19 protein-coding genes and 1 tRNA gene are annotated in these 22,059 nt (G+C 66.6%); 4 read left to right on the plus strand and 16 right to left on the minus strand.

Annotated features, from left to right (window positions below):
• The gene (locus BACI349Y_RS10940; protein ID WP_159632126.1) at positions 1 to 573 is read left to right on the plus strand and encodes a flavin reductase family protein; all 573 of its coding nucleotides are present in this window, start codon (positions 1 to 3) and stop codon (positions 571 to 573) included.
• A 209-nt stretch (positions 574 to 782) separates the two neighbouring features.
• Positions 783 to 1,493 (plus strand): YoaK family protein, encoded by a 711-nt coding sequence (locus tag BACI349Y_RS10945; RefSeq protein WP_236560796.1) that lies wholly within the window; start codon positions 783 to 785, stop codon positions 1,491 to 1,493.
• A 727-nt stretch (positions 1,494 to 2,220) separates the two neighbouring features.
• On the opposite strand, the gene BACI349Y_RS10950 is transcribed toward BACI349Y_RS10945, so the two are convergent.
• A tRNA-Leu gene (locus tag BACI349Y_RS10950) sits at positions 2,221 to 2,302 on the minus strand.
• A gap of 202 nt (positions 2,303 to 2,504) precedes the next feature.
• Here BACI349Y_RS10950 and BACI349Y_RS10955 point away from each other — a divergent pair.
• Positions 2,505 to 3,110 carry an ANTAR domain-containing response regulator gene (locus tag BACI349Y_RS10955; RefSeq protein ID WP_009358190.1) on the plus strand — a complete coding sequence of 202 codons (606 nt, stop codon included), beginning with the start codon at positions 2,505 to 2,507 and terminating at the stop codon, positions 3,108 to 3,110.
• Between the two features lie 126 nt (positions 3,111 to 3,236).
• On the opposite strand, the gene pyk is transcribed toward BACI349Y_RS10955, so the two are convergent.
• The 11 genes from pyk to hisI form a co-directional block, all read right to left on the minus strand.
• On the minus strand, positions 3,237 to 4,745 hold the full coding sequence (gene pyk / locus BACI349Y_RS10960; protein ID WP_159632127.1) for a pyruvate kinase: 1,509 nt from the start codon (positions 4,743 to 4,745) through the stop codon (positions 3,237 to 3,239).
• Between the two features lie 77 nt (positions 4,746 to 4,822).
• Complete coding sequence (locus BACI349Y_RS10965; RefSeq protein ID WP_159632128.1) at positions 4,823 to 6,280, minus strand: glutamate synthase subunit beta; 1,458 nt, start codon at positions 6,278 to 6,280, stop codon at positions 4,823 to 4,825.
• The gene (gene gltB / locus BACI349Y_RS10970) at positions 6,273 to 10,886 is read right to left on the minus strand and encodes a glutamate synthase large subunit (protein WP_159632129.1); all 4,614 of its coding nucleotides are present in this window, start codon (positions 10,884 to 10,886) and stop codon (positions 6,273 to 6,275) included. Before gltB ends, BACI349Y_RS10965 begins: the two co-directional genes overlap by 8 nt.
• 261 nt (positions 10,887 to 11,147) lie before the next feature.
• Complete coding sequence (gene lgt, locus BACI349Y_RS10975; RefSeq protein ID WP_159632130.1) at positions 11,148 to 12,314, minus strand: prolipoprotein diacylglyceryl transferase; 1,167 nt, start codon at positions 12,312 to 12,314, stop codon at positions 11,148 to 11,150.
• A 3-nt stretch (positions 12,315 to 12,317) separates the two neighbouring features.
• Positions 12,318 to 13,151 (minus strand): tryptophan synthase subunit alpha, encoded by an 834-nt coding sequence (gene trpA, locus BACI349Y_RS10980; RefSeq protein WP_159635543.1) that lies wholly within the window; start codon positions 13,149 to 13,151, stop codon positions 12,318 to 12,320.
• A gap of 11 nt (positions 13,152 to 13,162) precedes the next feature.
• Entirely contained in the window at positions 13,163 to 14,482 is a 1,320-nt protein-coding gene (trpB, locus tag BACI349Y_RS10985) for a tryptophan synthase subunit beta (RefSeq protein ID WP_159632131.1), read from the minus strand.
• A 122-nt stretch (positions 14,483 to 14,604) separates the two neighbouring features.
• Positions 14,605 to 15,426 (minus strand): indole-3-glycerol phosphate synthase TrpC, encoded by an 822-nt coding sequence (gene trpC / locus BACI349Y_RS10990; protein WP_159632132.1) that lies wholly within the window; start codon positions 15,424 to 15,426, stop codon positions 14,605 to 14,607.
• The gene (locus BACI349Y_RS10995) at positions 15,426 to 15,713 is read right to left on the minus strand and encodes an HGxxPAAW family protein (RefSeq protein WP_159632133.1); all 288 of its coding nucleotides are present in this window, start codon (positions 15,711 to 15,713) and stop codon (positions 15,426 to 15,428) included. The genes trpC and BACI349Y_RS10995 overlap by 1 nt, the downstream gene beginning before the upstream one ends.
• Before the next feature lie 105 nt (positions 15,714 to 15,818).
• The gene (locus tag BACI349Y_RS11000; protein WP_159632134.1) at positions 15,819 to 16,472 is read right to left on the minus strand and encodes a Trp biosynthesis-associated membrane protein; all 654 of its coding nucleotides are present in this window, start codon (positions 16,470 to 16,472) and stop codon (positions 15,819 to 15,821) included.
• A complete protein-coding gene (locus BACI349Y_RS11005) occupies positions 16,472 to 18,034 on the minus strand; it encodes an anthranilate synthase component I (protein WP_159632135.1) in 1,563 nt (520 codons plus the stop codon). The genes BACI349Y_RS11000 and BACI349Y_RS11005 overlap by 1 nt, the downstream gene beginning before the upstream one ends.
• Before the next feature lie 114 nt (positions 18,035 to 18,148).
• Positions 18,149 to 18,604: a phosphoribosyl-AMP cyclohydrolase gene (gene hisI / locus BACI349Y_RS11010; protein WP_159632136.1), complete on the minus strand. Its 456-nt coding sequence runs from the start codon at positions 18,602 to 18,604 to the stop codon at positions 18,149 to 18,151.
• Between the two features lie 112 nt (positions 18,605 to 18,716).
• Here hisI and BACI349Y_RS11015 point away from each other — a divergent pair, with 112 nt between their 5' ends.
• A complete protein-coding gene (locus BACI349Y_RS11015; RefSeq protein WP_110544633.1) occupies positions 18,717 to 19,361 on the plus strand; it encodes a TIGR03085 family metal-binding protein in 645 nt (214 codons plus the stop codon).
• A gap of 53 nt (positions 19,362 to 19,414) precedes the next feature.
• On the opposite strand, the gene hisF is transcribed toward BACI349Y_RS11015, so the two are convergent.
• From hisF to ribH, 4 genes are all read right to left on the minus strand, one after another.
• Entirely contained in the window at positions 19,415 to 20,191 is a 777-nt protein-coding gene (hisF, locus tag BACI349Y_RS11020) for an imidazole glycerol phosphate synthase subunit HisF (RefSeq protein WP_159632137.1), read from the minus strand.
• 40 nt (positions 20,192 to 20,231) lie between these two features.
• Positions 20,232 to 21,092: an ATP phosphoribosyltransferase gene (hisG, locus tag BACI349Y_RS11025; RefSeq protein ID WP_159632138.1), complete on the minus strand. Its 861-nt coding sequence runs from the start codon at positions 21,090 to 21,092 to the stop codon at positions 20,232 to 20,234.
• 82 nt (positions 21,093 to 21,174) lie between these two features.
• Complete coding sequence (locus BACI349Y_RS11030; RefSeq protein ID WP_009358176.1) at positions 21,175 to 21,438, minus strand: phosphoribosyl-ATP diphosphatase; 264 nt, start codon at positions 21,436 to 21,438, stop codon at positions 21,175 to 21,177.
• A 104-nt stretch (positions 21,439 to 21,542) separates the two neighbouring features.
• Positions 21,543 to 22,031, minus strand: coding sequence for a 6,7-dimethyl-8-ribityllumazine synthase (gene ribH, locus BACI349Y_RS11035; RefSeq protein ID WP_018770776.1), 489 nt, complete (start codon positions 22,029 to 22,031; stop codon positions 21,543 to 21,545).
• Between the last annotated feature and the right edge of the window lie 28 nt (positions 22,032 to 22,059).

The raw sequence follows: 22,059 nt of genomic DNA on the forward strand, positions 1-22,059 counted from the left end.
GTGTTTCACGCCTACCCCGCAGACACTTGGCTCGAGGCTCCGCAGCAAAGCTTCCCGTCTTCCCTCTCGGCCGATGAGTTCAAAGCACTGTTCCGTGGGCACCCGGGAGGTGTCGCCGTCGTCACGGCCGATGCCGGCGAAGGGCCTGTGGCGCTGACGGTGTCCTCGGTCGTGTCGGTGAGTGCGGACCCTCCGTTGCTGATCTTCTCGGTCTCGGCACTGTCTTCTTCGTCCGAGGTGCTGTCGCGCGCCGAGACCGTCGTCGTGCACCTGCTGGACGCGCACGACGTCGACCTGGCCAAGTTGGGAGCGACCCCCGGTGCCGACCGTTTTGACCAGACGCACCGCTGGTCGGCCCTTGCAACCGGCGAAGCGGTGTATGACGATGTCCGCGCTTGGGTGCGCTGCGCCGTCATCGATCGCATGGAGGTGGGGACTTCCACCATCATCGCCGTTCACGCCCTGGAGTCCCGTGTGATGCGTGACGTCCAAGCGGGCGAACCCGGCGACGCTCTGGTTTACCACAACCGTTCATGGCACCGCCTGGGCGAGCATTCCAAGCTTGAAGGCTGAGCGCCGCGCCAACAATGCGAGGCAGGAAGCAGAACGGCTCACGACGGCGGAAGTATAACTGCCGCCATTCGCGCTTCGTGGTTGGCGGCATGGACGCACAGACGGCCAACGACCACGTCCTTGACGAGGGCCTGATTGACGATGACCAATAAGCATGTCCGAGGGGTGGTCATAGAGACCACCCCTCACGATGAAGGATTCCATAAACCATGACATCAGCCATAGCCAGCTCAGGTACTAAAACCACCTCTACTCGGCAAGAAAATGCGTCTCCGGAAAAGTTCCGACTGATGCTCATGATGGCCCTCACGCTCGTTACAGGTGTGGTCGACGCCGTCGGCTACCTTGGACTTGATCGCGTCTTCACCGGAAACATGACCGGCAACGTGGTAATTCTTGCGATGGCGTTGGCCGGGGCCGCGAACCTGCCAACTTTGGGCCCACTGGTAGCACTTGGCGCCTTTCTCCTCGGCGCTGCGGTCGCCGGATTTACGCTCCAGTCAAGCCCGAAAGGCTGGAACCGCAGGGTAACGCTCCTTCTCACAGCGGGTTGTATCGCGTTGACGGGAACCGCTGCCATCTCTCTCATCGTGGAAGACGTCGGCCACCAGTCCAGTCGTGTCATTGTTGCCGCCCTTATCGCCATGCACATGGGCTCCCAGGCCCTGATTGCGCGGCATTTGGGCGTACGAGACATGACCACAGTGGTCATTACGTCCACCATGACCTCCCTCGCCGGAGAGTCACTTGTGGGCAAGCAACGGCCCCGGTTACTCAACCGACGGCTGGGCGCTGTCCTCGCTATGTTCGCCGGGGCCGCCATCGGAGTACTCCTGCTCCAGATCCATCTCAGCGTCCCGATCGGCCTCGGCATCGCCATCACCGCCGCTGTGACGGTCCTGGGGAGACGCTGGCATTGATGCGGTACATTCCATCGGCTGTGCCTGCGCAGCCGACAAGCCTCCGGGAGGCCAACCTTGGCTCAACCAGAAGCAAATCCGATAAGGGCGCGAATCCGAGGGCACTACACCCTAATCGGACATCAGTCTGACCGTCCGACGGCGTCAGGTTAGAGTCGGATTACGGCCCCTTGGACACCGACTCCCAGCAGCGATATATCTCAAGCTGACCCTCCCACCTGCCTCGGGGAAGAGCGGCACACCGCCGAGTCCAACAGTCTTTCATCTGACGGCCCTGTGCTAAGTCACGGCAAGCGGGAATGCGAGAACTCGAACTCCCGGCCGGCGCCGGGCAGAGCATCAAATCAGACGTTAGTGTGGACAGTGTCCACACTTACTTTGGCTGGACAAAGCGATGAACGCAAGGTGCTTTTTGGGTCGTCGAAACCTCGCATCGGAGGCCGCGAATCAAACGCGCTGCGGTCATGTCGTCGTCTCTCCCCCGGCCCATGAATAGGTGTAAGCCACCCCGGGGCCCACCCGACAAGACCGGAAGCGAGGAACCGTACGACCCCATCAAACAGCACGCGGAGGGCCCACCAGCCAGGGTCCTGGACCCGCCACCCACACACCTGCATACCGCCCGCGGCGGCCAGGCTACAGCCCGCGACCCAACCCGTCAGGCGACGCGACCGCAAGCTTTGTACACACGCCAAAGCAAAATCGCCCCTGACGAGGCGATCTGTCGTGCCCGAGGTGGGACTCGAACCCACACACCTTTCGATACCGCATTTTGAGTGCGGCGCGTCTGCCAATTCCGCCACTCGGGCGCGGATTACGTGGAGCCGAAGTACGCCCACAGCTGACTGTGAGCAACGCGATCGCTTCACGTACGCGGAATTACTCTACATGCAGATAGGCTGAATTCCAGAATCGCGCCGCCGTCGCCGCAAACGAACCCCTGCAAGCCAAGTACAGCCGCGGTGGCACCTAAGATAGTGATGTCCCGCCGTACCTTTTCAAGGAGATCCCGTGACTGAACAGACGGAGTCCAAGCCCACGTCCCAGCCGGCGCGCCGCGTCATTGTGGCAGAGGATGAAACCCTCATCCGCCTCGACATCATCGAGATCCTGCGCGGTGAAGGCTACGACGTTGTGGGTGAGGCGGACAACGGCGAGAAGGCCGTCCAGCTCGCCGAGGAACTGAAGCCTGACCTGGTCCTCATGGACGTGAAGATGCCCGTCATGGACGGCATCTCCGCGGCCGAGAAAATCGTCAAGGCCCGCATCGCCCCCGTGGTGCTGCTGACCGCCTTCAGCCAGAAGGAACTGGTGGAGCGTGCCCGCGACGCCGGCGCCATGGCCTATGTGGTCAAGCCGTTCACGCCTGCTGACCTCATCCCGGCCCTGGAGATTGCACTCTCCCGCCACGAGGAAATCAAGGCCCTCGAAAGTGAAGTGTCGGACCTCCAGGAGCAGTTCGCCACCCGCAAGCTCGTCGAGCGCGCCAAGAGCCTGCTGACCACCAAGATGGGCCTGACGGAACCGGAAGCCTTCCGCTGGATCCAGAAGACCTCCATGGACCGCCGCCTCAGCATGCGCGAGGTCGCCGAAACCATCATCAACCAGGTCAACTAGCGCTTCGGCTGGCCCGCGGAAACGCACGACGGCGGGCCAGCCTCGCACAGGCAGGTCACCGAACCAGCCAACCACCACAACGAAAAAGGACCCCTGCCAACCGGCAGGGGTCCTTTTCGGTGAAGCCTAGGCCTGGGCGGCCTGGTTCTTCTTCTTCTTTTCCGGCCAGGGGCCGAGCTTTTCACGGTTGCTGCCGGGCTCGCCGCCCTGGCTGCCGGCATCGGCGAGGTCGCCCACCTTGTGGACCTTCAGCATGTTCGTGGAGCCGGCTTTTCCGGGAGGTGAACCGGCGGCAATGACCACCAGGTCGCCGTCGTCCACCAGGTCCATTTCCAGCAGGCTGCGGTCAACCTGGGACGTCATCTCATCGGTGTGCCCCACCATGGGGACCAGCACCGGCTGGATGCCCCAGGTCAGTGCGAGCTGGTTCCACACGTGCTCCACCGGGGTGAAGGCGAACACGGCCTTGATGGGCCGCAGGCGGGAGAGGCGCCGGGCGGAGTCGCCGGACTGGGTGAAGGTACAGATGTACTTCGCATCCAGCTGGTCGGCGATTTCGACGGCGGCACGCGTGATGGCGCCACCACGGGTCTTGGGCTTGGTCCCCAGCGGGGGAACGCGCTCCAGGCCATGCACTTCGGTGGACTCGATGATCCGGGCCATGGTCTTGACCGTCTCGATCGGGTACTTGCCCACGCTGGTCTCACCGGACAGCATGACGGCGTCAGCACCGTCCAGCACGGCGTTGGCGCAGTCGGACGCCTCTGCACGGGTGGGGCGCGGGTTGTCGATCATGGATTCCAGGACCTGGGTGGCCACGATGACCGGCTTGGCCCAGCGGCGTGCCAGCTCAACGGCGCGCTTCTGGACGATCGGCACTTCCTCCAGCGGCAGTTCCACGCCAAGGTCGCCACGAGCCACCATGATGGCGTCGAACGCGTCGATGATCTCGGGCAGCTGCTCCACGGCCTGCGGCTTTTCGATCTTGGCGATGACCGGCACGCGGCGGCCTTCCTCGTCCATGATCTCGTGCACGCGGGTGATGTCCGAGGCATCCCGGACGAACGAGAGCGCCACCAGGTCAACCCCGCGGCGGATGGCCCAGCGGAGGTCTTCCTCGTCTTTTTCGCTCAGTGCGGGGACGTTGACTGCCACGCCGGGGAGGTTGATGCCCTTGTTGTTGGACACCATGCCGCCGACGGTCACCTCGGCGACCACCTTGACGTCGTCGACCTCGATGGCGCGCAGCGCCACCTTGCCGTCGTCGATCAGCAGGGCGTCGCCCACGTTGACGTCCTCGGTGAGGCTCTTCAGCGTGGTGGAGCAAATGTCCTTGGTGCCGGGAACATCCTCAGTGGTGATGGTGAAGATGTCGCCAACAGCGAGGGCGTGCGGGCCGTCAACGAAGCGGCCCAGGCGGATCTTGGGACCCTGCAGGTCGGCCATGATGGCCACTGCCTTGCTCAGGTCGGACGCGGCCTTGCGGACGTTCTCGTAGGTGTTGTCATGCACGGTGTAGTCACCGTGGCTCATGTTCATGCGGGCGACGTCAACGCCGGCCTCCAGCACCGCGAGGGTGTTTTCGTAGCTGGCAATTGCCGGGCCGAACGTAGCCACAATTTTTGCGCGTCTCATATACCTACCCTATTGGTCTCTTGCATTGGTTAAGTTGTCTGCGAGGTGAACCCTCGATGCATCCCCCGGGACAGCGGTCAGAGGACAGCGATGGCGCGGTCCGTTGGCGCGACGGGTGCAGGAAGGATGGTGCTTCCCATCAGGTACTTGTCCACCGCGGCGGCGGCGGCGCGGCCTTCGGCGATGGCCCACACGATCAGGGACTGCCCGCGGCCGGCGTCACCGGCAACGAACACACCCTCGGTGTTGGTCATGTAGTAGCCGTCGCGTGCCACGTTGCCGCGGCCGTCGAATTCAGCGTGCACCTGTTCGGTGATGCCGGCAGGTTCGGCGCCGGTGAAGCCCAGGGACAGGAACACCAGGTCGGCGGGGATGATCCGCTCGGTGCCGGCCTTGGGGAGCCGCTTGCCGTCCACGAACTCGGTCTCGGCCACCTTGACCCCGGTGAGCTTGCCGTTTTCGCCCACGAACTCGACGGTGGAGGCGAGGTAGGTGCGTTCGCCGCCTTCCTCGTGTGCGCTGGCCATCTCGAAGAGGGTGGGGAACGTCGGCCACGGCTGGTGGCTGGCCCGCTCGGCCGGCGGCTGCTTGCCGATGGCCAGGGTGGTGACGGAGGCGGCGCCGTGGCGATGGGCGGTGCCCAGGCAGTCGGCACCGGTATCGCCGCCGCCCAGGATCACCACGTGCTTGCCGTGGGCGTTGATCTGGTTCTCGATGGTTTCCCCGGCCACCGCGCGGTTGGCGGGCACCAGGTAGTCCATGGCGAAGTGGACGCCGTCCAGGTCGCGGCCCGGGATGGGCAGGTCACGCGGAACGGTGGCACCCGTGCACACCACGACGGCGTCGTAGCGCCTGCGCAGCTGCTCCCAGGTGACGTCGGTGCCCACGGACACGCCGGTCCGGAACCGGGTGCCTTCCGCCTTCATCTGCTCGACGCGGCGGTCCACCTGCTCTTTTTCCATCTTGAAGTCGGGGATGCCGTACCGCAGGAGGCCGCCGATCTTGTCGTCCCGCTCGTAGACGGCAACGGTGTGGCCCACCCGGGTGAGCTGCTGGGCGACGGCCAGGCCGGCGGGGCCGGAGCCGACCACCGCAACAGTCTTGCCGGTGAGGCGGGCCGGCGGCAGCGGGTTGACCCACCCGTTGTCCCAGGCCTCGTCGATGATCGAAACTTCCACCTGCTTGATGGTCACGGCGGGCTGGTTGATCCCCAGCACGCAGGACGCCTCGCAGGGCGCCGGGCAGAGCCGGCCGGTGAACTCGGGGAAGTTGTTCGTGGCGTGCAGGCGCTCGATTGCCTCATCGCCCTTGTCCCGCCACATGAGGTCGTTCCACTCGGGGATGAGGTTGCCCAGCGGGCAGCCCTGGTGGCAGAAGGGAACACCACAGTCCATGCAGCGTCCGGCCTGGGCTTTCAGCGTGCCCTTTTCCTGCGCCTCGTAGACCTCTTTCCAGTCCATGATGCGGACAGGAACGGGGCGGCGTGGCTGGGTTTCACGCTGGCGTACTTTCAGAAATCCGCGTGGATCAGCCACCGGTAACCTCCAGGATTCGAGACCATACTTCTTCGCCGTCGGGGTCAAGGCCCTCTTCGATGGCGTCGAGACGGGTTTGCAGCACGGCCGCGTAGTCGCGCGGCAGCACCTTGGTGATGCGGGCGGCGGTGTCATCGAAGTTCTCGAGGAGGCGTGCCGCCAGCTGGGAGTCAGTTTCTTCCACGTGCTTGACCAGCAGGCCGTGGACGATGTCGCGGTCCTCGGAGTCCAGCTCGCGCAGCTGCAGTTCGCCGGACTCCAGCGCCTGCTTGTTGACGCGGGTGGTCCGCAGGTCCAGGACGTAGGCGGTACCGCCGGACATGCCCGCGCCGAAGTTGCGGCCGGTGCGCCCGATGATCAGCGTCTGGCCGCCGGTCATGTACTCGCAGCCATGGTCGCCAATGCCTTCGACGACGGCGGTGGCACCGGAGTTGCGCACCAGGAAGCGTTCGCCCACCTGGCCGCGCAGGAACATCTCACCGCTGGTGGCGCCGTAGCCGATCACGTTGCCGGCAATGACGTTGGTCTCCGCCTTGAACACGTTGGTACGGTCCGGACGGACGATGATCCGGCCGCCGGACAGGCCCTTGCCCACGTAGTCGTTCGAGTCGCCGTACAGCCGCAGCGTGATGCCCGCGGGCAGGAAGGCGCCCAGGGACTGGCCCGCGGTGCCGTTCAGCGTGACGTCGATGGTGTCCGTGGCCAGGACATCGGTACCGAAGGTCTTGGTGACGACGTGGCCCAGCATGGTGCCCACCGAACGGTCGGTGTTGATGACGTCCACGGTGATCTTCACCGGGCTGCGGTCGGTCAGGGCCTCGGTGGCCATGGTGATCAGGCGCTGGTCGAAGTGCTTGTCCAGCTCGTGGTTCTGGCCGGTCATGTTCCGCAGCGGCGCGTCGTCGTCGAACTCCAGGCCGTGCAGGATCGGGTCCAGGTCCAGGCCGTCGGCCTTCCAGTGGTCCACCGCGTCGCGGGTGTCCAGGACCTCGGCGTGGCCGATGGCCTCCTCGAGGCTCCGGAATCCAAGCTCGGCGAGGATTTCGCGGACTTCCTCGGCGAGGAACTCGAAGAAGTTGACCACGAATTCCGGCTTGCCGCTGAAGCGGGCCCGCAGCTCGGGGTTCTGCGTGGCGACGCCCACGGGGCAGGTGTCCAGGTGGCAGACGCGCATCATGATGCATCCTTCCACCACGAGCGGGGCGGTGGCGAAACCGAACTCCTCGCCGCCCAGCAGGGCAGCGATGACAACGTCGCGGCCGGTCTTGAGCTGGCCGTCCACCTGCACCACCACGCGGTCGCGCAGGCCGTTGAGCATGAGCGTCTGCTGGGTCTCGGCCAGGCCAAGTTCCCAGGGAACACCGGCGTGCTTGAGCGAGTTCAGCGGCGAGGCGCCGGTGCCGCCGTCATGTCCGGAGACAAGGACGACGTCGGCCTTCGCCTTGGTCACGCCGGACGCCACGGTGCCGATCCCCACTTCGGAGACGAGCTTTACGTGGACACGGGCCGAGGGGTTGGCACGCTTGGCATCGTAGATGAGCTGCGCCAGGTCCTCGATCGAGTAGATGTCGTGGTGCGGGGGCGGGGAGATCAGCCCGACGCCGGGGGTTGAGTGCCGCGTGCGGGCAACCCACGGGTAGACCTTCTGCGCCATCAGCTGGCCGCCTTCGCCGGGCTTGGCACCCTGCGCCATCTTGATCTGGATGTCGTCGGCGTTGGTCAGGTAGAGGCTGGTCACGCCGAAACGGCCGGACGCGATCTGCTTGACGGCAGAGCGCCGCTTCGGGTCGAGCAGGCGGTCCACGTCCTCGCCGCCCTCACCGGTGTTGGACTTGCCGCCCAGCTGGTTCATGGCGATGGCCAGCGTCTCGTGGGCCTCCTGGGAGATGGAGCCGTAGCTCATCGCACCGGTGGAGAACCGCTTGACGATGCTGGAGACGGGCTCCACTTCCTCAAGGGGAACGGACGGGCGCTCATTCTTGAACTTGAGCAGGCCTCGGAGGGTCATGAGGTTGGTGGACTGGTCGTCCACTCCCCTGGTGTACGCCTTGAAGATGTCGTAGCGGCGCTCACGCGTGGCGTGCTGCAACCGGAAGACGGTCTCCGGGTTGAACAGGTGCGGCTCGCCGTCGCGGCGCCACTGGTACTCGCCGCCGCCCAGGAGCGGACGGTGCGGCTGTTCGATGCCGCCCTCCGGGTAGGCCATCTGGTGGCGAGCGGAGACCTCGGCAGCGATGACGTCCAGGCCCACGCCGCCCAGCTGGGAGTGCGTGCCGGCGAAGAATTCGTCCACCAGTTCCTGGCCCAGGCCCAGGGCCTCGAAGGTCTGGGCGCCGGTGTAGGAGGCCACCGTGGAGATGCCCATCTTGGACATGATCTTCAGGACGCCTTTGCCCAGGCCCTTGATGAGGTTGTAGACGCCGTCCTGCGGGGTCACCCCGGTGACGTCGCCGGCCGCGATGAGCTGCTCCACGGATTCCATGGCCAGGTACGGGTTGACGGCGGAGGCGCCGTAGCCGATCAGGACGGCCACGTGGTGCGTCTCGCGGACGTCGCCGGCCTCGACCACCAGGGCGGTCTTGGTGCGGTTGGCGCTGCGCAGCAGGTGGTGGTGCACGGCGCTGACCAGCAGCAGCGACGGGATGGGCGCCCACTGGGCGTTGGAGTCACGGTCGGACAGCACGATGTACTGGACACCGCGGTTGATCGCACCGGAGACCTGCTCGCAGATTTCGGTGAGCCGGGCGCGGAGCGCATTCTCGCCGCCTTCGGGGCGGTACAGGCCGCGGACCTTCATGGCCACGCGGTTGCCGTCGGCGTCCTCGATGTTGGCGATCTTGGCGAGCTGGTCGTTGTTGATCACCGGGAAGGGCAGCTGGACCTGCGGCTGGCGGACCTGCTTGGTGTCCAGGAGGTTGCCGTTGGGTCCGATGGCGCAGGTCAGCGACGTGACCAGTTCTTCACGGATGGCATCCAGCGGCGGGTTGGTGACCTGCGCGAAGGACTGCACGAAGTAGTCGAAGAGCAGGCGGGGGCGCTTGGACAGCACGGCCACCGGGGTATCGGAACCCATGGCGCCCAGGGGCTCGGCGCCGGTGCGGGCCATGGGGCCCAGCAGGATCTTCAGTTCCTCGGTGGTGTAGCCGAAGGTGCGCTGGCGGATGTTGACGGAAGCGGCGGTGTGCACCACGTGTTCGCGCTCGGGCAGGTCGTTGAGGTCGATCAGGTTGTCTTTGACCCACTCGGCCCACGGGTTGGCCGCGGCCACTTCGGCCTTGACTTCTTCGTCGTCGATGATGCGGCCGGCCTCGGTGTCCACCAGGAACATCTTGCCCGGGGACACACGGCCCTTCTTGACCACCTTGGAGGGTTCGACGTCGATCACGCCCACCTCGGAGGCGAAGACGATCAGACCGTCCTCAGTGATCCAGAAGCGGCCGGGACGCAGTCCGTTGCGGTCCAGGGTGGCGCCCACCAGGTTGCCGTCGGTGAAGGAAACAGCGGCGGGGCCGTCCCAGGGTTCCATCAGCAGCGAGTGGTACTCGTAGAAGGCGCGGCGGGCCGGATCCATGGTGGCGTGGTTTTCCCAGGCCTCAGGGATCATCATCATGATCGAGTGCGTGATGGGGCGGCCGGACAGCCACAGCAGTTCCGCTACCTCGTCAAAGGAGGCGGAGTCGGAGGCGCCGGGGGTGCAGATGGGGTACAGCTCTTCCGGCGAGTCACCCAGCAGCGGGTTGGCAAGCTGGGACTGCCGGGCGCGCATCCAGTTCCGGTTGCCCTTGACGGTGTTGATTTCACCGTTGTGGGCGATGGTCCGGAACGGCTGCGCGAGCGGCCAGGACGGGAAGGTGTTGGTGGAGAAGCGTGAGTGGACGATCGCGAGCTTGGTCTTGAAGCGCTTGTCCGACAGGTCCGGGTAGAACGGCTCCAGCTGGGCGGTGGTGAGCATGCCCTTGTAGACGATGGTGCGCGAGGACAGCGACGGGAAGTACACGCCGAACTTGTTCTGGGCGCGCTTGCGGATGCGCCAGGCGCGGGAGTCCAGTTCGTTGCGGTCCAGTTCCTCACCGGTGGCGGATGCCAGGAACGGCTGGGAGAAGTAAGGCATGCAGGCACGGGCCATGGCGCCCACGAGGTCGGCGACTACCGGCACTTCGCGCCAGCCGAGGACCTTCAGGCCCTCGTCGGCGGCCAGTCCCTCGATGCCTGCCTTGGCGGCGTCGGCCTCCCGCTGCTCGGCAGGAAGGAACGCGGTGCCGGCAACGTACTGGCCTGGGGCCGGCAGCTCGAATTCGGTGACGGCCCGGAAGAACTCGTCGGGGATCTGCATGAGCAGGCCCGCGCCGTCGCCGGTTCCCTCGTCGGCGCCCACGGCACCGCGGTGCTCAAGGTTGCGCAGCGCGGTGAGGGCGGCATCGACGATGTCGTACCCGGGTTCGCCGCGAAGGGTGGCGATGATGGCGAGGCCGCACGCGTCCTTTTCCTGTTCCGGGTTGTACAGCCCGGCGGCCTCCGGCATGGCGGCGAAGCGCTTGAACGGCGACAGTGCAGCCCCGGGCTGATCCGGTTCGGACCAGCTGGGAGTGTTAAGAGTTTGGGTCATGGGAGACGTCCTTCCTCCTGATCGTGCGTATGGAAGGGACACCGTTGGCCCCACTCGTCGGCGCCGTTGCAAGGGCACAACAAAGTGTTGATTACTGGAAATTGTAGGTCAGCGCAGCCTGCTGAACTAACGGTTACGCAGGCCCCTGCCCGGGGCAACACCGGACAGCAGCTTCACGCTGTACGGACGGTGCCCCATGCCACGACGTTGTGGTTTCGGGCTCTTCGAGCGGTGGCTCTACTGCCCTGCCTGGCCGGCGCCCTACTTGCCGGTGCCGGCCTCCGGTGCGGGTTCCGTGGCTGTGCTGCCGGAGTGTCCGGCAGCCGTCGCATCCGCTCCGGGCTTTCGGCCGGCCGGTGCCGCCTCGGCTTCTTCCGTGGGGTCGGAAGCATGCCTGGAACCGCTGTGGTTATCAGGGAGATTACCACGCGAATCACTATCTGAGACAACATTGTCCGGATCACGGACCTCTGTGACTGTCCCGGCATGTGGTCCCGTTGTCACGGCCTTGTCCGGTTCGCGGCCCGCAAGGTACACGGTGTCAGGATCCGGCCGGCCCTTGAGGCCCAGCAGAATGAAGGCGGTTAGGGCTGCCAGGAACACAAAGATGCTGGTCCAGACGTTGAGCCTGGTGGTGATGCCAAGGATGCTGATCTGTTCGGCATCGTCGATGCGCATCGCTTCAATCCAGACGCGGCCCAGCGTGTAGTACATGGCGTACAGCCAGAAGAGCCTGCTCCGGCGGAAGGTGAAGCGCCGGTCCAGGGCCAGCAGTATCAGGACGCCGGCCAGGTTCCACAGCGACTCGTAAAGGAACGTGGGGTGGAAGAGGGTGTCGGCGGGCATGCCGGCCGGAAAGTTGGGGTTGTTCGCGTCAATCTGCAGGCCCCACGGCAGGGTGGTGGGGCCGCCGAATAGTTCCTGGTTGAAGTAGTTGCCCCACCGGCCAATGGCCTGTGCCAGGAGCAGTCCCGGCGCTGCGGCATCGACGAAGGCGCTCAGCTTGACGCCGCTGCGGCGGCACCCGATCCAGGCACCCACCGCACCGAGCACGACGGCGCCCCAGATTCCCAGGCCACCCCGCTGGATCTGCGGGATCAGGGAGAGGTCTCCGGTGCCGTCGAAGCCGGGGCCGAAGTAGGCGTCCGGGGATGAGACCACGTGGTAAAGCCGGCCGCCGATGATGCCAAAGGGGATGGCCCAGATGACGATGTCCCAGACGCTGCCTTCAGGGGCACCACGCTTGGCCCAGCGGACGGACGTCAGCCACAGGCCTACGACGATGCCAGCCAGGATGCACAGCGCGTAGGCGTGGATCCGCAGGCTGCCCCACGGGAGGGGGATGTCGAAGCCGGACCAGTCCGGGCTGGGGATGCTGGCGGACACCAACGTGGGTGCCAGGGCGGTTGCCTGAAGGAGCGGCTGCATTGGCTACGCCCCGGTTTCCTGCGTGAGGCCGGATTCCCGGGTCAGCCCGGTGGCGAGGTCCTTGGTGAGGGCGCCGACGGCGTCCACTCCCCCGTCGCGGAGGGCGGCCACCAGGGCCGTGCCCACGATGACGCCTTCCGCGTAGGCTGCGATTTCGCGGACCTGGTCAGCGGTGGAGACGCCAAGCCCCACGCAGACGCGTTCGGCGCCTGCACCGTGCGCTGCCGCCACAACATCCTTGGCGGCCGTACTGACGGATGTCCGTGCGCCCGTCACCCCCATGATGGATACGGCGTAGACGAACCCGCGGCTCGCGTCCACGGTGCGCTGCATGCGCTCCGGCGTCGAGGACGGTGCCACCAGGAACACCCGGTCCAGGCCGTACTTGTCAGAGGCTGCCATCCATTCGGCGGCTTCGTCCGGAATGAGGTCCGGGGTGATGAGCCCTGCGCCGCCGGCTTCGGCGAGCCGGCGCGAGAACTCATCCACGCCCATGCGGACCACGGGGTTCCAGTAGGTCATGACCAGGACGGCAGCATCGGTCCTGCTGGTGATGCCGGCGACGACGTCGAACACCTGGCTGACGTGGAAGCCCTTGGCCAGGGCCTCTGTGGTGGCGGCCTGGATGACCTGTCCGTCCATGACCGGATCCGAGTAGGGGATGCCGATTTCGATCAGGTCGGCTCCGTTCTCCGCCAGGGCGATGCCTGCGGCGATGGTTTCCTCCACGCTGGGGTAGCCGGCGGGAAGGTAGCCGATGAGCGCCGAGCGCCCCTGGGAACGGGCCCTGTCGATCGCTGCTGCCGACTTACTGGCCGTCTCAGCCTGGTTGGCCATGTCTGCGCTGCTCACAGCTGCTCCCCCTCTTTGCCGATTTCCGATTCGGCGGAATTTTTGTCCAACAGGTCAAACCATTCGGCGGCGGTGGCCACGTCCTTGTCACCGCGTCCGGACAGGTTGACGATGATGATCTTTTCGCCGGCGGAAGCGGCGTCCTCGGCGGCAAGCCGCTGGCCCACCTTGATGGCTCCGGCCAGCGCATGCGAGGACTCGATGGCGGGGATGATGCCCTCGGTGCGGCACAGGAGCCGGAAGGCGTCCATCGCTTCGCCGTCGGTGATGGGCTCGTAGCTGACCCGCCCGATATCGGCCAGGTAGGAGTGCTCCGGGCCGACCCCGGGGTAGTCCAGTCCGGCGGAGATCGAGTGCGACTCGATGGTCTGCCCGTCGTCGTCCTGCATCAGGTAGGAGCGTGCACCATGGAGCACCCCGGGCTTGCCCAGGGTAATGGTGGCGGCGTGCCGGCCGGTCTCCACGCCTTCGCCGCCGGCCTCGAACCCGTAGATCTTCACGCTGGGATCATCCAGGAACCCGTGGAAGATGCCGATGGCGTTGGAGCCGCCGCCAATGCAGGCGCAGACAGCGTCCGGGAGCCGGCCCTCCTGCTCGAGGATCTGGGCGCGGGCTTCCTCGCCGATGACCTCGTGGAAGTAGCGGACCATGGCGGGGAACGGGTGGGCTCCGGCGGCGGTGCCCAGCAGGTAGTGGGTGGTGGAAACGTTGGCTACCCAGTCCCGGAGGGCATCGTTGATGGCGTCCTTGAGGGTCTGGGACCCGCTGGTCACGGGAATGACCTTGGCCCCCAGCAGCTCCATGCGGGCAACGTTCAGCGCCTGGCGGCGGCAGTCCTCGGCACCCATGTACACCACGCACTCCAGGCCCATGAGGGCGGCGGCGGTGGCACTGGCCACGCCGTGCTGGCCGGCGCCGGTCTCGGCGATGATGCGGGTCTTGCCCATGCGCTTGGCGAGCAGGGCCTGGCCCAGGACGTTGTTGATCTTGTGCGAGCCCGTGTGGTTGAGGTCCTCGCGCTTGAGGAACACCCGCACTCCCCCGGCGTGCTGGGAGAACCGCTTGGCTTCCGTGAGCAGGGACGGGCGGCCGGAGTAGTTCTTGTTCAGGTCCGCGATCTGGGCCCGGAACTCGGGGTCGTCCTTGGCCTTGTTGAAGGTCTCTTCAAGTTCGTCCAGGGCGGCGATGAGGGACTCGGGCATCCATCGGCCGCCGTAGTTGCCGAAGTACGGCCCCGGGGCGTGGCGGAGGGATCCCCCCTGCAGGAATGCTTCCGCGGTGGTGTTGTCAGCGTTTCCTGAGGGTGCTTCAGCCATCAGTCCTGTCCTGTTCGAAGTTGGTGGTCAAAAAGTGAGCAGTTCCGGTACCGGGCCGGAACGGGTGCCTGTCCCGCGGGCCAGCGTGCTGCTGCCCCGCAGGAGGCTCGATGGTGCGTGCCTTAGCTGCGGGCAGCGATGGCGGCGGCGCCGGCGGCAGTGAACTCGGCGATGCGTTCCCGCGGCGTGGCGTGGCTTACCAGGGCCTCGCCCACCAGTATGGCGTTGGCGCCGCTGGCGGCGTAATGCGTGACGTCGTCCGCGTCGCGGACGCCTGATTCGGCAACCACGACGGCCTCGGCGGGGATCATTCCTGCCAGGGAGGCAAAAACGGAACGGTCGACGTCGAGCGTTTTCAGGTTGCGCACATTGACGCCGATGATCCGGGCGTTGGCCGCGACGGCCCGCTCGATTTCTTCCTCCGTGTGCGTCTCCACCAGCACGTTCATGCCGAGCTCGCGGCTGAGGGCGCTGAACTCCGTGAGCTGGGCGTCGGAAAGCGCGGCCACGATGAGCAGGATGAGGTCGGCACCGTGGGCACGGGCCTCCCAGATCTGGTACTCGTCGAGCGTGAAGTCCTTGCGCAGCAGCGGGATGTCGACGGCGGCGCGCACGGCGTCGAGGTCGGCCAGGGACCCGTTGAAGCGGCGCTGTTCGGTGAGGACGCTGATGACGGAGGCACCGCCGTCGGCGTACTGCCGGGCGAGCGACGCCGGATCCCCGATGCTGGCGAGATCGCCCTTGGAGGGGCTCCGGCGCTTGATTTCGGCGATGACTTTCAGCTGTTCCCGGGTTGGGGAGGTTCCGCCGAGGGCCGCCCAGGCATCGCGGGCGGGTGCCGCTGCCTGGGCCAGGTCCTTCAGCTCAGCCAGGGAAACGAGCCGCTTCCTGGCCTCCATATCCTCCCTGACACCGGCGTTGATGTCGTCGAGAACAGTCGCCATCAGTGGCCGGAGTTCTTCAGCTTGCTGCCTTCGACGCCGTAGCCTGCCTTGCGCATGACGTAACCGAGGATCAGGCCGATGACCATGACGACGGCGCCGCCGATGAAGATGGGGGTGCTGGCGATGACGAAGGCGATGGCTGCGATGAGGGCGCCGACGAGCATGACGATGACGCAGGTCCATGCTGCCGGGCTGTTGCCGTGGCCCAGTTCCTGGCTGTGGTCAATGGCGCCCGGGGCAACCTGGCGGGTGCCGGGCTTGGAAACGGACGCAGGTGCTTTGCTCATGGAAAATCTCCTCAGGGTGGATACTGCTTACATTCTGCCATTTTTTGGCCGCCGACCGCGTACCGCTGGGCCCGACGCCCGCGCCGGCGGTGGTGGCCGCAGGCCTTACGTTGGGTCCTCGCCGCGGGAAAGCCGGTCCCAGCTGTCAATCTCGTCCACCGGTCCTGCCGCTGGAGCGGTTCCCGGGGCGCCGGGCGCGTCATATTTGGTGCGCGCCTTCCAGTAACGGGACGCCGGCAGGATCAGGAGCGCTGCCAGCGCCAGGAGGCAGCCGGCGACGACGGCGAGGACCGGAAAGGGAGTGAGCTCCACGTGCGCCTGGCTGCCGGAGATCCCGGTGGCGCCTGCAATGGTTCCCTGCGCGGCCGAGAGCGGGTCCGCCAGGACCGTTGCCGCGGCGGTGACCACGCCGGCTGAGGCCAGGACGATGATGGCGGTGATGACCCACCGTGCGATCCTGCCGGCGATGGCAGCTGCCAGTCCCCCGGCAAGGGCCACCAGGGCCAGGGCCGTGACGGTGGTGGCGGCCTTGCTGCCCTGCACCTGGATGGCACTTTGGGTGGCGGCAGCCTGGCCCACCTGGTTGGGGTCCAGGGTGGCAGTCATCCAGGTCTGGGTGGTGGTGCCGAAGGCGGCCAGCGCGAGGAGGGCGATCAGCAGCACCAGCGTCGACTTGCGTGCCCACACCGGCGTGCTGCGGTTCTTCCGCGCCTTCCCTGCCTTGCCGGCCGTGCCCTCAGTTACTCCGGACTCCGGCATCAGGAATCCGTCCCGCCGGGCAGGGATTCCGCCGAAATGTTGTGCAGCGATCCGGCGGTGTGGACTGCGCGCAGCGGGGCGGCAGCCTTGTTGACGGTTTCCATGGCCTCGGTGGGGTTCACCGAGTCCGCCACGATCCCGCCGCCGGCCTGGACGTAGGCGCGCCCTTCCCGGAGCAGCGCGGACCTGATGGCGATGGCCATGTCCATGTCCCCGGCGAAGTCGAGGTAGCCCACCACGCCGCCGTAGATGCCGCGGCGGTGCGGTTCCAGTTCATCGAGGAGGCGCAGCGCCCTGGGCTTGGGGGCTCCGGAGAGCGTGCCGGCCGGGAACGTGGCCTTCAGGACGTCGTAAGCCTTGGCCTGCGGGGCGAGCTGCCCCACCACGGTGGATACCAGGTGCATGATGTGGCTGAAGCGCTCCACCTCCATGAACTGGGTGACATCCACCGTGCCGGCAACGCAGACCTTGGAGAGGTCGTTGCGGGACAGGTCCACCAGCATCAGGTGCTCGGCGCGTTCCTTCTGGTCCGCCAGCAGTTCCTCGGCCAGGGCCTTGTCCGCTTCGACCGTCTTGCCGCGGGGGCGGGAGCCGGCGATGGGGTGGGTGATGACTTCCTCGCCCGTGACCGTCACCAGCGCTTCCGGGGAGGACCCGACGATGGAGTATTCGCGGCCCTCGGCGTCTTCGAGGCTGAAGATGTACATGTACGGGCTGGGGTTGGTGTTCCGGAGCACGCGGTAGACGTCCAGGGCGGATGCGTTGCACTCCATCTCGAAGCGGCGCGAGATCACCACCTGGAAGACTTCGCCGTCGACAATGGCTTCCTTGCCTCGGTCCAGGGCCGCCAGGTATTCGGCTTCATCCCAGCGTTCCTGGACGCTCGAGGCGAAGTCCAGGGCAGCGGGTGCCAGCACGGACACAGGCTGCACCACGGGAGCGCTGATCCTGGCCAGGAGTTCCTTGACCCGGGCCACGGCGTCGTGCCAGGCCTCATCGACGCGCTCGGAGCTGTTGTCGAAGTTGATGGCGTTGGCGATCAGCAGGACCGTGCCGTCCACGTTGTCGTGCACCGCCATGTCCGTGACCAGGTTCAGGGCCATCTCGGGCAGGTGCAGATCGTCCTCCGGCGGACTGACCAGACGCTCCCAGTGCCGGACGGTTTCCCAGCCGAGGAAGCCCACCAGGCCGGAGGTGAACGGCGGCAGTCCCTCGAAGCGGTCCGTGCGCAGGGCGTCGATGGTGTCGCGGATGGCGTCCACCGGACTGCCGCTGACCGGCACCCCGGCGGGCGGCTCGCCCAGCCAGTGCGCCTGGCCGTCCTTGGTGGTGAGCGTGGCGCGGGACCTGGCACCGATGAAGGAGTAGCGTGACCAGGCTCCGCCCACGGCAGCCGATTCCATGAGGAAGGTGCCGGGCTGCCCCTGGGCCAGCTTCCGGTACAGGCCGATGGGGGTTTCGGCGTCGGCGAGGACCTTGAGCCGGACGGGAATGACGCGGCTGTGGCCGGCGAGTTCCCGGAACTCCTCAAGGCTTGGGCTGATGGTTCCGAGGTCCTGCATGGCTGTGCTTGTCCGCCTGTTCTTCAAAAAGGGCCGGCGTTGCCGGCACCTTGGTTGTGCTTTGCTGGGATGGCCGCCGCCGGGTGGAAACGCCGGCCGGGCTGCGGCTGCCGCCTACCCTGCCTGGCCGGCCACCACGTCGAGGTCCCTGCCGTCGAAGCAGGTCCGGGTGCCGGTGTGGCAGGCAGCGCCCACCTGGTCGACGCGCACCAGCAGTGCGTCGCCGTCGCAGTCCATGGCCACGGATTTGACCCACTGGACGTGCCCCGAGGTGTCCCCCTTGCGCCAGTACTCCTGGCGGGAGCGGGAGTAGAACGTCACGCGGCCGGTGGTCATGGTGCGGTGGAGGGCTTCGTCGTCCATCCAGCCAAGCATGAGCACTTCGTTCGTGTCGTACTGCTGCACCACAGCGGCCACCAGGCCTGCACCGTCGCGCTTGAGCGCGGCGGCCACCTCCTCGGGAAGCGGGCTTGCCGGCGGGGCGGATTCAACGGAAGGCGCCGGCACGGACTGCACGGACGCGGACACGGCGGATCCTGCGGTTTGGACGGGGGTTGGCTGCTCAGACATCGGGTCAAGTCTAGTGCCTTCCCCGGGCCGGTCTCCTGTTGTGAACAACGGCACGCCACCGGCCGCCGCAGTGCTGCCCATCTCCACACCACTCGTGCTAGTTTCACAAGTGATGCATTTCGTCGAACCGTCCCGAGAAGTCCTGGCCGAAACCCTGCTTGCGGCCGGCCCTGATGCGCCCACGCTGTGCAAGGGCTGGCGTACCAGGGACCTTGCCGCGCACCTTTACCTGCGCGAGCGGAAGGCCGCCGTCGGGCTCGGTTTGATCATCAAGCGCCTGGCCAAGGCCTCGGACCAGGCCACCGCAAAGCTGGCCGCCAAGCTCACCAGCAACGAGGACTACGCCCGGCTGGTGAACACCTTCCGCGCCGGGCCGCCGGCCCTCTCCCCGATGAGCATCCGGGCGCTGGACGAAAGCGCCAACCTGATCGAGTACTTCGTGCACACGGAGGACGTCCGGCGCGCCGTGGACCGGTGGGCCCCCCGGGCACTGGACGAGGCTTACTCGGACGCGCTCTGGGACGAACTGGTTAAGCGCGCCGCCATCCTTTACCGCGGCGTGGACCTGGGCATTGTCCTGGTCCGCCCGTCCGGGCCGCGGCACGTAGCCAAGCGTGCGCCTGTTTCGGTGGCCATCGTCGGCGAGCCGGGCGAGCTGCTGATGCACGCCCACGGCCGCACCCGCCATGCCCTGGTCACGTTCGAAGGCCAGCCGGACGCCGTCGCCCTCCTCCAGTCAGCCGAAGTAGGGCTCTAAAAGCAAACGCCAGGCCACAGACAGTGACCTGGCCTTGCTTTTGACCGTGGGGACTACCTGACCTCGAAACCCGCTGCCCGGATCGCTTCCTTGACCTGGGACATCATGTTGTCCGGGCCCCAGTGGAAAATTGACGCAGCCAGGACGGCGTCTGCGCCGGCCGCGACGGCGGGCGGGAAGTGCGCCGGCTCCCCGGCACCGCCGGAGGCGATGATGGGGACCCTGACGGCGGCCCGGACCAGCTTGATGAGTTCGAGGTCGAACCCGTCCTTGGTGCCGTCGGCATCGATGGAGTTCAGCAGGATCTCCCCGACACCGCGGTCGGCTGCTTCCCGGGCCCATTCGATGGCGTCGATCCCGGTGCCGGTGCGGCCGCCGTGGGTGGTCACCTCGAAGCCCGACGGCGTGGGCTGGGATCCCGGGCGCGTCCGGCGGGCGTCGACGGACAGGACCAGCACCTGGGAACCGAAGTGCCGGGTGATCTCGTCGATGACGTCCGGCCGCGCCACGGCCGCGGTGTTGATGGAAGCTTTGTCCGCGCCGTAGCGCAGGAGCTTGTCCACCTCGGCCACGCCGCGGACGCCGCCGCCAACGGTGAGCGGGATGAAGACTTCCTCGGCGGTGCGCCGGACGACGTCGAACGTGGTTTCCCGGTTGCCGGACGACGCGGTGACGTCGAGGAAGGTCAGTTCGTCGGCGCCTGCGTTGTCGTAGCGGTGGGCGAGTTCCACGGGGTCGCCGGCATCGCGGAGGCCCTCGAAGTTGACGCCCTTGACGACGCGCCCGGCGTCGACATCAAGGCAGGGAATGACCCGTACTGCTACTGCCATGGGAACTCCTGGTATTCGGTGGTGCTGGGGAAGCCGGTGATCAGATGCGGCAGGCGTGGATGCTGCTGACCAGGATGGCGCGGGCGCCCAGGTCGTAGAGTTCATCCATGATCCGGTTGGTTTCCTTTTTGGGCACCATGGACCGGACGGCTACCCAGTCGGAGTCCCGCAGCGGGGAGACGGTGGGCGATTCGAGGCCGGGAGTCAGGCTGGCGGCCTTCTCTACGAGTTCCTTGCGGATGTCGTAGTCCATCAGGACGTACTGGCGCGCCACCAGGACGCCCTGGAGGCGGCGGATGAGGACCTCGATCTCCTTGGCCGTGCCGTTGGCGGCTCCGCCGGCGCCGGTGCGACGGATCAGGACGGCTTCGGATTTGAGGATGGGTTCGCCGAAGATTTCCATGCCGGCGGCCTTGAGGGTGTTGCCGGTTTCCACGACGTCGGCGATGGCGTCCGCAACGCCGAGCCGCACGGAGGATTCAACGGCGCCGTCGAGCCGCACCACCTTGGCATTGATCCCGCGTTCTGCCAGGTAGTTGCGCAGCAGTCCGTCGTAGCTGGTGGCAAGGCGCTTGCCTTCGAGTTCGGCGGCGGAACTGAAATCGCCCACCGGGCCCGCAAAGCGGAACGTGGAGGCGGCGAAGCCCAGCGGAAGCAGTTCTTCCGCTTCCACCTCGGCGTCCAGCAGCAGGTCGCGGCCGGTGATGCCGACGTCGAGCGTTCCCCGGCCCACGTACACCGCGATGTCGCGGGGGCGGAGGAAGAAGAACTCAATGTCGTTGTCGGGATCAACCATGACCAGCTCGCGGCTGTCGCGCCGCTGGCGGTATCCGGCTTCGGAGAGCATGGCGGAGGCGGCTTCGGACAGGGAGCCCTTGTTGGGGACGGCTACTCGCAGCATGGGAAATTCTTTCTGGGTGGAAGGTCTGGGTTTTCAGGCAATGCAGGCCACAGGAGGCCGGCGGCAAAGCGCCGGCCGGTGGCTACAGATGCTTGTAGACGTCTTCCAGGGTCAGGCCTTTTGCGAGCATCAGAACCTGCAGGTGGTACAACAGCTGGGAGATTTCCTCGGCCGCAGCTTCATCGGATTCATATTCGGCAGCCATCCATACTTCGGCTGCTTCCTCAACGACTTTTTTGCCGATGCCGTGAACACCGGACTCCAATTCAGCGACGGTGCGGGAGCCTTCCGGGCGGGTGGCTGCCTTCTCGCTGAGCTCAGCGAACAGCGTCTCGAAATTCTTCACGCCCTCCAGCCTACTTGCTGCGGCCGTGAGGGCGCTTCCCGGGCGGTTGCATGACGGGCGCGATGTGAGGGAATACACACCGCGCCCGTGCAGCGGAGTGCCGCTTAGCTCCGGTACTGCTTGAGGACGACGGCGGTGGCCAGTGCCGCGGTGACGGCCTCGTGGCCCTTGTCTTCCTTGGAGCCGGGCAGGCCGGCGCGGTCCAGGCCCTGCTGTTCGTTGTCGCAGGTGAGCACGCCGAAGCCCACCGGCACGCCGGTGGAGACGCTGACGTCGGTGAGGCCCGACGTCGCGGCCTGGCAGACGTAGTCGAAGTGCGGCGTGCCGCCGCGGATTACGACGCCGAGGGCCACCACGGCGTCAAAGTGCGGTGCCAGCCGCGCGGCGGCAACGGGAAGTTCGAAGCTGCCCGGAACCCGGAGCACGGTGGGCTCGGCGATCCCGGCATCCTTGGCGGCGCGGAGTGCACCGTCCAGGAGGCCATCCATGATCTGCGTGTGCCAGCTGGCAGCAATGATGGCCAGCTTCAGCTGCGAGGTTTCAGCCGGGTTGAGGGTGCTGAGGTCGATGTCGGGGGCGCCGTGTCCGCTCATGGGTTTCTTGTGTTCCGTTCGTTCGTGA

The sequence above is a fragment of the Arthrobacter sp. 8AJ genome, from assembly GCF_902506025.1.
Lineage (GTDB): Bacteria > Actinomycetota > Actinomycetes > Actinomycetales > Micrococcaceae > Arthrobacter.

Bases quoted from the DNA above. Each gene is read 5' to 3' on its own strand.
- trpB (WP_159632131.1), bottom strand. From the start codon at position 14,482: ATGGCTGAAGCACCCTCAGGAAACGCTGACAACACCACCGCGGAAGCA.
- BACI349Y_RS10995 (WP_159632133.1), bottom strand. From the start codon at position 15,713: ATGAGCAAAGCACCTGCGTCCGTTTCCAAGCCCGGCACCCGCCAGGTT.
- BACI349Y_RS10945 (WP_236560796.1), top strand. From the start codon at position 783: ATGACATCAGCCATAGCCAGCTCAGGTACTAAAACCACCTCTACTCGG.
- hisG (WP_159632138.1), bottom strand. From the start codon at position 21,092: ATGCTGCGAGTAGCCGTCCCCAACAAGGGCTCCCTGTCCGAAGCCGCC.
- ribH (WP_018770776.1), bottom strand. From the start codon at position 22,031: ATGAGCGGACACGGCGCCCCCGACATCGACCTCAGCACCCTCAACCCG.
- trpC (WP_159632132.1), bottom strand. From the start codon at position 15,426: ATGGCGACTGTTCTCGACGACATCAACGCCGGTGTCAGGGAGGATATG.
- hisF (WP_159632137.1), bottom strand. From the start codon at position 20,191: ATGGCAGTAGCAGTACGGGTCATTCCCTGCCTTGATGTCGACGCCGGG.
- hisI (WP_159632136.1), bottom strand. From the start codon at position 18,604: ATGTCTGAGCAGCCAACCCCCGTCCAAACCGCAGGATCCGCCGTGTCC.
- BACI349Y_RS11000 (WP_159632134.1), bottom strand. From the start codon at position 16,472: ATGCCGGAGTCCGGAGTAACTGAGGGCACGGCCGGCAAGGCAGGGAAG.
- lgt (WP_159632130.1), bottom strand. From the start codon at position 12,314: ATGCAGCCGCTCCTTCAGGCAACCGCCCTGGCACCCACGTTGGTGTCC.
- BACI349Y_RS11015 (WP_110544633.1), top strand. From the start codon at position 18,717: ATGCATTTCGTCGAACCGTCCCGAGAAGTCCTGGCCGAAACCCTGCTT.
- gltB (WP_159632129.1), bottom strand. From the start codon at position 10,886: ATGACCCAAACTCTTAACACTCCCAGCTGGTCCGAACCGGATCAGCCC.
- pyk (WP_159632127.1), bottom strand. From the start codon at position 4,745: ATGAGACGCGCAAAAATTGTGGCTACGTTCGGCCCGGCAATTGCCAGC.
- trpA (WP_159635543.1), bottom strand. From the start codon at position 13,151: ATGGCCAACCAGGCTGAGACGGCCAGTAAGTCGGCAGCAGCGATCGAC.
- BACI349Y_RS11005 (WP_159632135.1), bottom strand. From the start codon at position 18,034: ATGCAGGACCTCGGAACCATCAGCCCAAGCCTTGAGGAGTTCCGGGAA.